The sequence below is a fragment of the Pseudomonas sp. FG35 genome (genome assembly GCF_057809295.1).
Genome location: NZ_JBMDJR010000002.1, coordinates 421,230 through 434,133 on the forward strand (window position 1 = coordinate 421,230; position 12,904 = coordinate 434,133).

At 61.2% G+C, this 12,904-nt stretch carries 12 protein-coding genes; 9 read left to right on the forward strand and 3 right to left on the reverse strand.

Annotation, left to right across the window (positions count from 1 at the left end; all coding sequences use genetic code 11):
- Positions 1 to 36: 36 nt before the first annotated feature.
- The 8 genes from ACODTD_RS05980 (at position 37) to ACODTD_RS06015 (ending at position 7,918) form a co-directional block, all read left to right on the forward strand.
- On the forward strand, positions 37 to 1,038 hold the full coding sequence (locus ACODTD_RS05980; RefSeq protein ID WP_011332645.1) for a response regulator: 1,002 nt from the start codon (positions 37 to 39) through the stop codon (positions 1,036 to 1,038).
- Positions 1,039 to 1,144: 106 nt separating this feature from the next.
- Positions 1,145 to 2,240, forward strand: a protein-coding gene (gene prfB / locus ACODTD_RS05985) for a peptide chain release factor 2 (protein ID WP_102621447.1) whose coding sequence is annotated in 2 segments (ribosomal slippage) — positions 1,145 to 1,216 and positions 1,218 to 2,240 — 1,095 coding nt in all. Because the reading frame shifts where the segments join, the coding sequence is not laid out codon by codon here.
- 115 nt (positions 2,241 to 2,355) lie between these two features.
- Positions 2,356 to 3,858 carry a lysine--tRNA ligase gene (lysS, locus tag ACODTD_RS05990; protein ID WP_039769614.1) on the forward strand — a complete coding sequence of 501 codons (1,503 nt, stop codon included), beginning with the start codon at positions 2,356 to 2,358 and terminating at the stop codon, positions 3,856 to 3,858.
- A gap of 118 nt (positions 3,859 to 3,976) precedes the next feature.
- The gene (locus tag ACODTD_RS05995; protein ID WP_011332647.1) at positions 3,977 to 4,681 is read left to right on the forward strand and encodes a TetR/AcrR family transcriptional regulator; all 705 of its coding nucleotides are present in this window, start codon (positions 3,977 to 3,979) and stop codon (positions 4,679 to 4,681) included.
- A 72-nt stretch (positions 4,682 to 4,753) separates the two neighbouring features.
- Positions 4,754 to 5,308, forward strand: a complete 555-nt coding sequence (locus ACODTD_RS06000) for a hypothetical protein (RefSeq protein ID WP_221615105.1) — start codon at positions 4,754 to 4,756, stop codon at positions 5,306 to 5,308.
- Positions 5,309 to 5,341: 33 nt separating this feature from the next.
- Positions 5,342 to 6,619: a flavohemoglobin expression-modulating QEGLA motif protein gene (locus ACODTD_RS06005; protein WP_011332649.1), complete on the forward strand. Its 1,278-nt coding sequence runs from the start codon at positions 5,342 to 5,344 to the stop codon at positions 6,617 to 6,619.
- A gap of 58 nt (positions 6,620 to 6,677) precedes the next feature.
- Complete coding sequence (locus ACODTD_RS06010; RefSeq protein WP_011332650.1) at positions 6,678 to 7,592, forward strand: alpha/beta hydrolase; 915 nt, start codon at positions 6,678 to 6,680, stop codon at positions 7,590 to 7,592.
- The gene (locus ACODTD_RS06015; protein WP_285356524.1) at positions 7,589 to 7,918 is read left to right on the forward strand and encodes a PA3694 family proteiin; all 330 of its coding nucleotides are present in this window, start codon (positions 7,589 to 7,591) and stop codon (positions 7,916 to 7,918) included. Before ACODTD_RS06010 ends, ACODTD_RS06015 begins: the two co-directional genes overlap by 4 nt.
- 65 nt (positions 7,919 to 7,983) lie before the next feature.
- Here ACODTD_RS06015 and lptF read toward each other — a convergent pair whose 3' ends face one another.
- The 3 genes from lptF to ACODTD_RS06030 all read right to left on the reverse strand — a co-directional run bounded on the left by lptF (position 7,984) and on the right by ACODTD_RS06030 (position 9,941).
- Complete coding sequence (gene lptF, locus ACODTD_RS06020; RefSeq protein ID WP_285356526.1) at positions 7,984 to 8,772, reverse strand: lipotoxin F family OmpA-related lipoprotein LptF; 789 nt, start codon at positions 8,770 to 8,772, stop codon at positions 7,984 to 7,986.
- Positions 8,773 to 8,827: 55 nt separating this feature from the next.
- Positions 8,828 to 9,232, reverse strand: coding sequence for a DUF4398 domain-containing protein (locus tag ACODTD_RS06025; RefSeq protein ID WP_011332653.1), 405 nt, complete (start codon positions 9,230 to 9,232; stop codon positions 8,828 to 8,830).
- Positions 9,233 to 9,596: 364 nt separating this feature from the next.
- Positions 9,597 to 9,941, reverse strand: a complete 345-nt coding sequence (locus ACODTD_RS06030) for a hypothetical protein (protein WP_011332654.1) — start codon at positions 9,939 to 9,941, stop codon at positions 9,597 to 9,599.
- Between the two features lie 214 nt (positions 9,942 to 10,155).
- On the opposite strand from ACODTD_RS06030, the gene ppc reads away from it, so the two are divergent.
- Positions 10,156 to 12,786, forward strand: a complete 2,631-nt coding sequence (gene ppc, locus ACODTD_RS06035) for a phosphoenolpyruvate carboxylase (protein WP_011332655.1) — start codon at positions 10,156 to 10,158, stop codon at positions 12,784 to 12,786.
- Positions 12,787 to 12,904: the final 118 nt, after the last annotated feature.

The window sequence follows — 12,904 nt, forward strand, 5'->3', positions numbered from 1 at the left end:
GCATTCCTGGCCCCCGCAACACTCAGGTGACCGCCCATGAATGACTTACAGATCGATGACATCAAAACCGACGAGAACGCCGCCATGGTGTTGTTGGTGGACGATCAGGCGATGATCGGCGAAGCCGTGCGCCGTGGGCTGTCGAATGAAGAGAACATCGACTTCCATTTCTGCTCCGACCCGCATCTTGCCGTGGCCCACGCGGTGCGGATCAAACCCACCGTGATCCTGCAGGATCTGGTGATGCCCGGCCTCGACGGTCTGAGCCTGGTGCGCGAATACCGCAATCACCCGGCGACCAAGGACATTCCGATCATCGTCCTCTCGACCAAGGAAGACCCGCTGATCAAGAGCGCGGCGTTCTCCGCCGGGGCCAACGATTACCTGGTGAAACTGCCGGACAACATCGAACTGGTGGCGCGCATCCGCTATCACTCACGCTCCTACATGACGTTGCTGCAACGGGACGCGGCCTATCGCGCGTTGCGGGTCAGCCAGCAGCAATTGCTCGACACCAATCTGGTGTTGCAGCGCCTGATGAACTCCGACGGCCTGACCGGACTGTCCAACCGCCGGCATTTCGACGAATACCTGGAGCTGGAATGGCGCCGCTCGCTGCGTGACCAGAGCCAGTTGTCGCTGCTGATGATCGACGTCGATTACTTCAAGTCCTACAACGACACGTTCGGGCACGTCGAAGGCGACGAAGCGTTGCGCAAGGTTGCTACGGCGATTCGCGAAGCCAGTGCCCGGCCGTCCGACCTGCCGGCGCGTTATGGCGGCGAAGAGTTTGCGCTGGTGCTGCCCAACACCTCGCCGGGCGGGGCACGGCTGGTGGCGGAAAAGCTGCGCCAGACGGTCGCGGCGCTGAAGATTCCGCACAATGCCCCGGCCGAAGGATCGAGCCTGACCATCAGCATCGGCCTGGCGACCATGGTGCCGGAGTCGGGCAGCGACTGCCGGTTGCTGATCTCGGCGGCGGATCGCGGCCTGTACCTGGCCAAGAACAACGGGCGCAATCAGGTGGGGATTGAATGAACCATTGGGTTCATTCGCCTCAAGAGCCGCCAGACGGGCTGCCGTGACAGCGTGATTACGTTATACTCACCGGCTTTCAAAAGTTCGCCAACGAGTGCTGCCCGTCATGGAAATCAACCCGATCCTGAACACCATCAAGGACCTGTCCGAGCGCTCCGAAACTATTCGGGGGTATCTTTGACTACGATCAAAAGCATGAGCGTCTGATCGAAGTCAATCGCGAGCTTGAAGATCCTGCCGTCTGGAACAAACCTGAATACGCCCAGGAACTGGGCCGCGAGCGCGCTGCGCTGGCGCAGATCGTCGATACCCTCGACGAACTGAACGGTGGCCTGGCCGATTGCCGCGAGCTGCTGGACATGGCTGTTGAAGAGAACGACGAGGGCGCGGTCAACGACGTCGTCGAAGTCCTTCAAGGTCTCGAAGAGTCCCTGTCCAAGCTCGAATTCCGCCGTATGTTCAGCCACGAGATGGACCCGAACAACGCCTACCTGGACATCCAGGCCGGTTCCGGCGGCACCGAAGCCCAGGACTGGGCCAACATCCTGCTGCGCATGTACCTGCGCTGGGCCGACAAGCGCGGTTTCGACGCGACCATCATGGAGCTGTCGGCCGGTGAAGTCGCCGGGATCAAGGGTGCGACCGTGCACATCAAGGGTGAATACGCCTTTGGCTGGCTGCGTACCGAGATCGGCGTGCACCGTCTGGTGCGCAAGAGCCCGTTCGACTCCGGCAACCGTCGCCACACCTCGTTCTCCGCGGTTTTCGTCTCGCCAGAGATCGATGACAAGGTGGAAATCGAAATCAACCCGGCAGACCTGCGGATCGACACCTATCGTTCCTCCGGTGCCGGTGGTCAGCACGTAAACACCACCGACTCGGCCGTACGTATCACCCACGTACCGACCAACACCGTGGTGAGCTGCCAGAACGAACGTTCCCAGCACGCCAACAAGGACACCGCCATGAAAATGCTGCGGGCCAAGTTGTACGAGCAGGAAATGCAGAAGCGCAACGCGGCGTCCCAGGCGCTGGAAGACACCAAGTCGGACATCGGCTGGGGTCACCAGATCCGTTCGTATGTGCTCGATGCGTCGCGGATCAAGGATCTGCGTACCAACATCGAACGCAGCGATTGCGACAAGGTACTCGACGGCGACATCGACGAATACCTGGAAGCCAGCCTGAAATCGGGCCTGTAAGAAACGCAATACAGGATCGGCTGATTCAACTCGATCCCTGTAGGAGCCAGCCTGCTGGCGATCCTCGGGCCGAAAGGCCCGGGGGCAACGAACCTGTGATGGAATATTTAAAGACATGAGCGACCTACAACTCGATCCGCAAGCCCTGCAACAGGAAGAAAACTCCCTGATCGCTCTGCGCAAGGAAAAGCTTGCTGCCGAGCGCGCCAAGGGCAATGCCTTCCCGAACGACTTCCGCCGCGACAACTACTGCGATGCGCTGCAGAAACAGTACGCGGACAAGACCAAGGAAGAGCTGGCAGAGGCGGCGATCCCGGTCAAGGTTGCAGGTCGCATCATGCTCAACCGTGGCTCGTTCATGGTGATCCAGGACATGACCGGTCGCATCCAGGTCTACGTCAACCGCAAGACCCTGTCCGAAGAAACCCTGGCCGCGGTGAAAACCTGGGACATGGGCGACATCATCGCCGCCGAAGGCACCCTGGCCCGTTCCGGCAAGGGCGACCTGTACGTCGAGATGACCAGCGTGCGCCTGCTGACCAAATCCCTGCGCCCGCTGCCGGACAAGCACCACGGCCTGACCGACACCGAACAGCGCTACCGTCAGCGCTACGTTGACCTGATCGTCAACGAAGACGTGCGTCAGACTTTCCGCGTGCGTTCGCAAGTGATCGCGCACATCCGCAGCTTCCTGATGAAGCGCGACTTCCTCGAAGTCGAAACGCCGATGCTGCAGACCATTCCTGGCGGCGCCGCGGCCAAGCCGTTCGAAACCCACCACAACGCGCTGGACATGGAAATGTTCCTGCGTATCGCGCCAGAGCTGTACCTCAAGCGTCTGGTGGTTGGTGGCTTCGAAAAAGTGTTCGAGATCAACCGCAACTTCCGTAACGAAGGCGTTTCGACTCGTCACAACCCTGAGTTCACCATGTTGGAGTTCTACCAGGCTTACGCCGACTACGAAGACAACATGGACCTGACCGAAGAGCTGTTCCGCGAACTGGCGCAGCTGGTTCTGGGCAGCACCGACGTGCCGTACGGCGACAAGGTGTTCCACTTCGGCGAGCCGTTCGTGCGTCTGTCGGTGTTCGACTCGATCCTCAAGTACAACCCCGAGCTGACCGCCGATGACCTGAACGACATCGACAAGGCGCGCGCCATCGCCAAGAAGGCCGGCGCCAAGGTGCTGGGCTTCGAAGGTCTGGGCAAGCTGCAGGTGATGATTTTCGAAGAGCTGGTCGAGCACAAGCTGGAGCAGCCGCACTTCATCACCCAGTATCCGTTCGAAGTGTCGCCGCTGGCCCGTCGCAACGACGACAACCCGAACGTCACCGACCGCTTCGAGCTGTTCATCGGCGGTCGTGAAATCGCCAACGCTTACTCCGAGCTGAACGACGCGGAAGACCAGGCCGAGCGCTTCATGGCCCAGGTGGCCGACAAGGACGCCGGCGACGACGAAGCGATGCACTACGACGCCGACTTCGTTCGCGCGCTGGAGTACGGCATGCCGCCGACGGCCGGTGAAGGTATCGGCATCGACCGTCTGGTGATGCTGCTGACCAACTCCCCGTCGATCCGCGACGTGATCCTGTTCCCGCACATGCGGCCACAAGCGTAAGTGTTTCAATAAAAAAGCCGCCTGAAATGGGCGGCTTTTTATTGCCTGTCTGGTACAAACGTATCAAATGGTTAATTTTGAAGAAAACAACAGAGGTATGCCTGTCGTGATCGGTGCAATGGCTCAAGAGGGTGCAGCGGGAATCGCCACTGCGGTCGCTGAAAGTGTTCAGTACCAGGGCCGCAAGGCCAGCCGGCAGGGCAGTGAACAGCGTCGACAGGACATTCTCGATGCGGCGATGCGCATTGTCGTGCGCGATGGCGTGCGGGCCGTGCGTCACCGTGCGGTGGCGGCCGAGGCCGGTGTGCCGCTGTCGGCCACCACGTATTACTTCAAGGACATCGATGACCTGCTCACCGATACCTTCGCCCAGTACGTCGAACGCAGCGCGGCCTACATGGCCAAGCTGTGGATCAACAACGAAGGCCTGCTGCGCGAAATGGTGGTCAGCGGTGACGGCAGCCCGGAGTCCCGTTCGCAACTGGCCGACGATATCGCGCGTTTGATGGCTGATTACGTGCATCGGCAACTGGTCAACCGTCGCGAGCATTTGATGGCTGAACAGGCATTCCGCCAGGAAGCGCTGCTCAACCCGCGTCTGGCGGAACTGGTGCGTTCCCATCAGCAGATTCTGTTGCAGGGCACCTGCCAGTTGTTCCAGGTATTGGGCTCGCGCGAGCCGCAGCAGGATGCCAAGGTGTTGACGGCGATTATCGGACGGATGGAATATCAGGGCCTGCTCAACGACGCCGAGCCTTTGGCTGAAGAGGACATGCTCGGCATTCTGACGCGCTATATGCACCTGGTACTCGCGTCGGTGTAATTCTCGACCATGATCGTTCCCACGCAGAGCGTAGGAACGATCAGGTGTAACGGGTGTTCAAGGGAGTGTCGAATGAAAGCCTGGCGTGGCGTGCTGATCGCCTTGTCGTTCCTGCTGCTCAGTGGTTGTCTGGTGACCTTCCGCGAGCCGCTGCCCGCCAGTGAACCGGCGCCCAAGGGCCTACTCGGCCAATGGTCGAGCACCAATGCCTGGGGCGAGCCGATGAATCTGGAGCTGACGCACCTGGGCAACGATCGCTATCAGGCGGTTGCGTATTTCAAAGCCAAACCCCGCGAGCGTGAAGCCTATCCGTTCACGGTGTCGCGCCACGGCAACCGCTGGTATCTGTCGGCGAAGGTGCCGGCGCAATACGGCGGGCACTTCACCATCGCCGGCTTCGAGATCACCGACAAGCGCGAACTGGTGATCTACAACCTCGACCTCGAACAGATCAACCAGGCCATCGCCCAGAAGACCCTAGACGGCCAGGGCTTCCAGACCGACGACGGCGAGGGCGTGCAGGTCGACAGCCCGCTTGAAAAGGTCTTTGCTTACCTCGACGACCCGGCCAATTCCGACGTTTTCGTCGAAGCGGCGCGCTATCAGCATCAGGCCAAAGCCAAATAATTCAGTTCGTCACGTTTTCTACAGGAGTTTCGGGTGGACGATTACCAGCAGACGATACGCATTCTGTCCGATCGCATAGTGCTGGCGCAGACGCCGATCCGCGTGCTCGACGCGGTCAAGTGGGACGAGAACATCCGCAAGGGGTTCCTCAAGGCCAAGGGCAAGGAATTGCCGGCGGTGGATCGCGACTACTACCTCAATCGGCCTCTGTCTTTCGATTCGAGCAAGGTCAAACTGGAATTCCAGAACATCGAGCGCGACATCACCCGCCAGCTCGGCCAGTTCAACCCGGTCGGCCAGATCATGCGTCGCATGTGCAAGGAATACCGGATGGTGGTGCGCATGCTCGAAGCGCGCGGCACCGAAGATTTCGGTCTGATTTCCCAGGAATTGTACGGCGCCGCGTCTGATGCGTTTCACGCCGGTGACCCGACCCTGGCCGATCTTGGCCTGATGATGTCGGACTATCTGAACAACATCGACGGTCGTGGCGACCTGAAGGACGAACCGAAGACCCTTACCGCCAAGGACGCCGTTCACCTGCTGCAAACCCGCCTGAACAAAGTGTTCGGCGAGGCCGAGGAAACCATCCGCGTGTTCGAGTCCGACGGCATCGTCGCCGACGCGGCGGCGGGTGCCGACTACATCAAGATCCGCACCGATGCGATGTTCAACGACCGTGACGTGCGCGCGCTGGAAGTCCACGAAGGGCTGGTGCACGTCGGCACCACGCTCAACGGTTTGAACCAGCCGATCTGCACCTTCCTGTCCAAGGGCCCGCCCTCGTCGACGGTGACTCAGGAAGGCCTGGCGATCCTGATGGAAATCATCACCTTCGCCTCCTACCCCAGCCGCCTGCGCAAACTGACCAACCGCACCCGCGCCATTCACATGGTCGAGGAGGGCGCGGACTTCCTGCAGATTTTCGAGTTCTTCCGCGAGCAGGGCTTCGAGATGGCGGAAAGCTACGGCAACGCCAGTCGGGTTTTCCGTGGCTCGACGCCGACCGGTCTGCCATTCACCAAAGACTTGTCCTACCTCAAGGGCTTCATCATGGTTTACAACTACATTCAGTTGGCCGTGCGCAAGGGCAAGCTCGAGCAGATCCCGCTGTTGTTCTGTGGCAAGACCACGTTGGAAGACATGCGAACCCTGCGTCAGCTGGTGGACGAAGGCCTGGTGGTGCCGCCCAAGTACCTGCCGGACCAGTTCCGTGACATGAACGCGTTGTCGGCGTGGATGTGCTTCTCCAACTTCCTCAATCACTTGAGCCTGGACCGGATCGAGGCCGATTACTCCAACATCCTGTAGGCCCATTGATCATTCCCGCGCTGCGCGCGGGAATCCGAACCCTGCGAGGTTTCACCGGATGAGAATCCTCGGCATCCTCTGCCTGCTCCTGACCCTCGGTGGTTGCAGCTCTTTGCTGTTCTACCCCGAGCCGGGTCAGATCTTCACGCCGGAAAAGGCCAAACTCGAATACCGCACCGTCACCCTGACCACCGCCGACGGCCTCAAACTGAACGCCTGGTGGCTGCCGGCCAAACCCGGGGTCGAGGTCAAGGGCACGGTGCTGCACTTGCATGGCAACGGCGGCAACCTGCCGATGCACCTGGGCGGGAGCTGGTGGCTGCCGAAAAACGGCTATCAAGTGCTGCTGGTGGACTATCGCGGTTACGGCTTGTCCGAGGGTGTACCGAGTCTGCCGGCGATCTATCAGGACATCGATGCCGCCTTCGCCTGGCTGGACAAGGCGCCGGAGGTCAAAGGCAAACCGCTGGTGCTGCTCGGTCAAAGCCTGGGCGGGGCGATGGCCGTGCACTGGCTGGTGCAACATCCGCAAAGACAAAAGCAGCTCAAGGCCCTGGTGCTCGACGGCGTGCCCGCCAGTTACCGCAGCGTCGGCCAATACGCCCTCAGCACCTCTTGGCTGACATGGCCGTTTCAGGTGCCGCTGTCGTGGTTGGTGCCGGATGGCGACAGTGCGATCAACGCCATGCCGCAGCTCAACGGCGTGCCGAAACTGATCTTCCACAGCCTCGACGATCCGCTGGTGCCCCTTTCCAACGGCATCCGTCTGTATCAAGCTGCGCCGCCACCGCGCGTGCTGCAGCTGACTCGCGGCGGCCATGTGCAGACCTTCGGCGACCCGGTCTGGCGTCAGGTGATGCTGCGTTACCTCGACGACCCCGAACACTTCAACGGCCTGCGCCGTCTCGGCGAGATCCCGAACTATCCAACACCCCCGAATTCTGAAGACGAACCACCAGAGAGTCCGCAATGAGTGAAGAACGCAACGCCATCCCGCTGATCATCACCGGTATCTGCAGCATCCTCGGCACCGTCGGCGCCCTGTGGTACTACGGCTACCTGCACTTCGCCAAACCCGAGGATGCGTTGCTGCTCAACGACTTCACCATGCTCAAGACCGTTCCCGGCGAAGACTACAAGGTCTCGCTGACGCCGGCGCCGCAAGTGGCGCAATGCATCGATGGCGTGCTGGTGCTGTTCGACACCGAACAGAAAGGCCTGACCGGCGTGCTGGTCAATGCGCAGAAAAAAGCCGTGCGCTGCATGGGGCAGGAGACGCCGCAGAAGCTGGAAGAGTAAACCTGCGGCAAACAAAAGCCCCGCCTGATCAAATCAGGAGGGGCTTGTTCGTTACCGCGTAACGCTTAGTTCGAGCTGACAGCCGAACGTGGCATCACTGGCTGGTTGTCGTTGGAAATGGTCACTTCCACCCGACGGTTCATGGCACGGCCCGACACGCTGCCGTTATCCGCAACCGGGTATTCCTTGCCATAGCCCTGCACCACGATGCGCGAAGGGTCTACACCCATCTTGATCAGCGCAACCTGCACCGAGGTCGCGCGACGCTCGGACAGCGACTGGTTGTAGCTCGCCGAACCGGTGCTGTCGGTATAGCCTTCGACGATCACTTTGCGATCCGGGTTTTCCTGGAGGAATTGTGCCAGTTTGTTGATGTTCACCAGACCGCTGGATTTCAGGTCGGCCTTGTTGGTGGCGAACAGCACATCACCGAAAGTCACCAGCGTACCGCGATCGGTCTGCTTGGCGTTGAGGCTGTCCTGCAGCTGCTTGATCTGCTGATCGCGAGCGTCCAGACGGGCCTGGGCACGTTGGGCGGCGGCGTTCTTCAGGTTGTTTTCAGCGGTACGCAGGGCGATGGTCTGCTTGGCCACTTCCACGCGCTGGTTGGTCAGATAAGCCAGTTGATCGACCTTGGCGGCGTCCTCTTTATCCAGATAAGCCTTGTCGGCCTTGTCCAGATAGTCGCTGGCGTCCTTGGTTTCCAGCGCTGCGACCTTGCTTGCCTGCGGGTTGGCCTGCAGGCCGGCGTAGTTGGTGCGTGCCTGTTCCAGATTCGGGTTGGGCGGCGTGGAGCAGGCAGCCAGGGCAACGCTTGCGGCCAGGAGAGCGGGGATCATCAGTTGTTTACGCATAATCGTTCGTCCTTTATATCGATAAGAGTTTCAGCCTTGCGGTCGGGATGCGCGCTTACTGCACTGGGCGCTGACTTTCCTGACGCAGTTCCTGAACACCTTTCTGGGAGTCCTTCACAGCCAGTTCGGCCTTGGCTGCCTGAGCCTTGCGTTCGGCAACGCGGGCATCCCACTCGGCCTGCTCGGACAAGCGACGGGCTTCGTCATACTTCTTGTCGTGCATGGCGATTTCGGCTTGTTTCAGCTTGTCCTGTGCCTGCTTCATTTCCACGGCGGCAAACTCGGTACCGCCGGCGCTGACCGCGCTGTTGACCGCCGATTGAGTCACGGCGTACTGCTCGGTCGGTGGATTGCCGGCGCAGCCGGCCAGTACGAAGCTGGTGCCGATGGCCAGAGCGGCCAGTTTCAGACCGCGCAGGTGGGAGAACGAGGTTTGGGTCTTCATGGTCTTCAACTCCATTGGTTAACTCCTTGGAAGCTTCGAAATCCATCCTGGTCGAGGAGTGACAACCGTCATGTGTCAGCGCGTTTTGAAACGCTCGTTCCAGGCGTGGTTACCTGTTCCGACCGAAGGCATTTTTCAAAAGTTCAGAAAAGATGGCCCATCGCCAAAAAAAACTTTGACCGAACGGACAGGGCTCTAAACCGGGAACTTTGGCGGGGGAGAGAGGTACGCGCGGGCGAAAAATGGCGCAAAAGCGGAGGGGCAATACAGTCCCTGTGGGAGCCGGCTTGCCAGCGATGAGGCCATTAAATTCACCCGTTTGTGGCTGAATTGACGCCATCGAGGCAAACCATCTCCCACCGTCTTGAAGTATCAGGGATCAGTGTTTTTGCTTGCCGGCAGCGGCCGACAAGTCGTGCAGATGACGCCGCGACAGGGCGAGAAAACGCGGCGTCGGGCCGACATCCTCATACAGCGGATCGCCTTCCTCGTCGGTGGCGACCACGGTCGAACCTTTCACATACGGCAGGCTCGCTTCGAACTCTTCGAGGGCGGCGCCGATCAGCTCGCCGAGCAGTTCTTCGGCGTGGCGTTTGGGGTACATCTCGGCGATTGCCGCCAGGCGTGCGGCAGCTTCCACATCCAGATGAATCGTGTAGCCGGTGTCGGTCAGGCGACCCTTGGCGGTTTCTTCCCAATGCTGGGCGAGTTCACGGATTTTCATAAAAACCTCATGTCGCACCTGCTCATGGCAGGTCTTGGTGAGTGTCCGCCGTCAGCCGGCGGCAAGCCGTTGTGCGGCTTACCCTTGAGACTAGCTTCAACCCTCAAGGTTTAAAGTCCCTTCGTCGTCTGCTTGTAAGAAGCGTCCCAGAGCGGCACTCTCTGTTCATCCACTCACTTGCGATCCGTCACCGATTACTGCTGGAGAGATGCTGATGACCGATATTGATGCACGCTTGCGCGAAGACGTTCACCTGCTCGGTGAGCTGTTGGGCAACACCATTCGTGACCAGTACGGCGAGGCGTTTCTCGACAAGATCGAGCAGATCCGCAAAGGCGCCAAGGCCGACCGGCGTGGCTCGATGGACGCCGAACTCAGCGCCAGCCTCAATCAATTGAGCGAAGACGAACTGCTGCCGGTGGCGCGGGCCTTCAACCAGTTTCTCAACCTGGCGAACATCGCTGAGCAATACCAGCTCATCCATCGCCGCGAAGAGACCCAGGCTGCGCCGTTCGAGTCCCGCGTACTGCCGGAACTGCTCGCCCGCTTGCGCAACGAAGGGCACAGCGCCGAATCCCTGGCGCGGCAACTGGCGCGGCTGGAAATCGAACTGGTGCTCACCGCGCACCCGACCGAAGTGGCCCGGCGCACGCTGATCCAGAAGTACGACGCGATCGCCGCGCAACTGGCGGCTCAGGATCACCGTGACCTGACCACGGCCGAGCGCGAGCAGATCCACAACACCCTGCAACGCCTGATCGCCGAGGCCTGGCACACCGAAGAAATCCGCCGCACCCGGCCGACTCCAGTGGACGAAGCCAAGTGGGGTTTTGCGGTGATCGAACACTCGCTGTGGCAGGCGATTCCCCACCATATGCGCAAGGCCGATCAGGCGCTGTTTGCGGCCACCGGTTTGCGTTTGCCACTGGAAGCCGCGCCGATCCGCTTCGCTTCGTGGATGGGTGGCGACCGTGACGGCAACCCGAACGTGACCGCTGCCGTGACCCGCGAAGTGTTGTTGCTGGCGCGCTGGATGGCGGCGGATCTGTACCTGCGCGACGTCGATCACCTGGCCGCCGAACTGTCGATGCAGCAGGCCAGCGACGCGCTCAAGGCCCGGGCCGGCGACAGTGCCGAGCCGTATCGGGCGGTGCTCAAGCAATTGCGTGAACGGCTGCGCGCCACGCGCAACTGGGCCCATGCATCTTTGACGGCGACCACGCCGGCGCCTGCCGATGTGCTGCACAACAACCGCGACCTGCTCGATCCGCTGGAGCTGTGTTTCAACTCGCTGCACGAATGCGGCATGGGTGTGATTGCCGACGGGCCGTTGCTCGATTGCCTGCGCCGGGCCGTGACCTTCGGCCTGTTCCTGGTGCGCCTCGATGTACGTCAGGATTCGTCCCGTCACAGCGCGGCCATGACCGAAATCACCGATTACCTCGGCCTCGGCAAATACGAGGAGTGGGACGAAGAACAGCGCATCAGCTTCCTCACTCGCGAGCTGCAAAACCGTCGGCCGTTGCTGCCGGCGCATTTCAAACCTTCGGCCGACACCGCCGAAGTGCTCGCCACCTGCAAGGAAATCGCCGCCGCGCCGGGCGCTTCGCTGGGCTCCTACGTGATCTCCATGGCCGGTGCCGCTTCCGATGTGCTGGCGGTGCAATTGCTGCTCAAGGAATCCGGCGTACTGCGGCCGATGCGCGTGGTGCCGCTGTTCGAAACCCTCGCCGACCTGGATAACGCCGGCCCGGTGATCGAGCGCCTGTTGCTGCTGCCGGGTTACCGTGCGCGGCTGCAAGGCCCGCAGGAAGTGATGATCGGCTATTCCGATTCGGCCAAGGACGCCGGCACCACTGCGGCGGCCTGGGCGCAGTACCGGGCGCAGGAGCGGCTGGTGGAAATTTGCCGCGAGCAGCAAGTCGAACTGCTGCTGTTTCACGGTCGCGGTGGCACCGTGGGCCGTGGCGGCGGCCCGGCGCACGCGGCGATTCTGTCGCAGCCGCCGGGTTCGGTGGCCGGACGTTTCCGCACCACCGAGCAGGGGGAAATGATTAGATTCAAATTCGGCCTGCCGGACATCGCCGAGCAAAACCTCAATCTGTATCTGGCGGCGGTGCTCGAAGCGACCCTGTTGCCACCGCCACCACCGACGCCTGAATGGCGGCATTTGATGGACGAACTGGCCGCTGACGGTGTCGCCGCCTACCGCGCGGTGGTGCGGGAGAATCCACAGTTCGTCGAGTATTTCCGCCAGTCGACCCCGGAGCAGGAGTTGGGGCGTTTGCCATTGGGCAGTCGTCCGGCCAAGCGCCGTGCCGGTGGCATCGAGAGCCTGCGGGCGATTCCGTGGATCTTCGGCTGGACCCAGACTCGCCTGATGCTGCCGGCCTGGCTTGGCTGGGAAACCGCGTTGAGCAAGGCGCTGGAGCGCGGCGAAGGCGAATTGCTCGGGCAGATGCGTGAGCAGTGGCCGTTCTTCCGCACGCGCATCGACATGCTGGAAATGGTGCTGGCCAAAGCCGACGCCGACATTGCGCTGTCCTACGACGAACGATTGGTGGAGCCGGACTTGCTACCTTTGGGTGCGCACTTACGCGACCTATTGTCGCAGGCGTGTTCCGTCGTCCTCGGCCTGACCGGCCAGTCGCAGCTACTGGCACATAGCCCGGACACCCTGGAATTCATCCGCCTGCGCAACACCTACCTCGACCCGCTGCATCTATTGCAGGCCGAGTTGCTGGCGCGTTCGCGGCGACAGAATGTCGAGCAGGGCAGCCCGGTGGAACAGGCGCTGCTGGTGTCTGTGGCGGGGATTGCCGCCGGTTTGCGAAATACCGGCTAAGGTTTTCTGCGTGGGGCGGGGCACCCGGGGCGAACCTCGGGTGCCGTTTATCGACCGTGGGAAAAATGCGGTCAGGCGACAGTTAATGATGGGGTTGCGACTTGGGGAACCGCGTCGC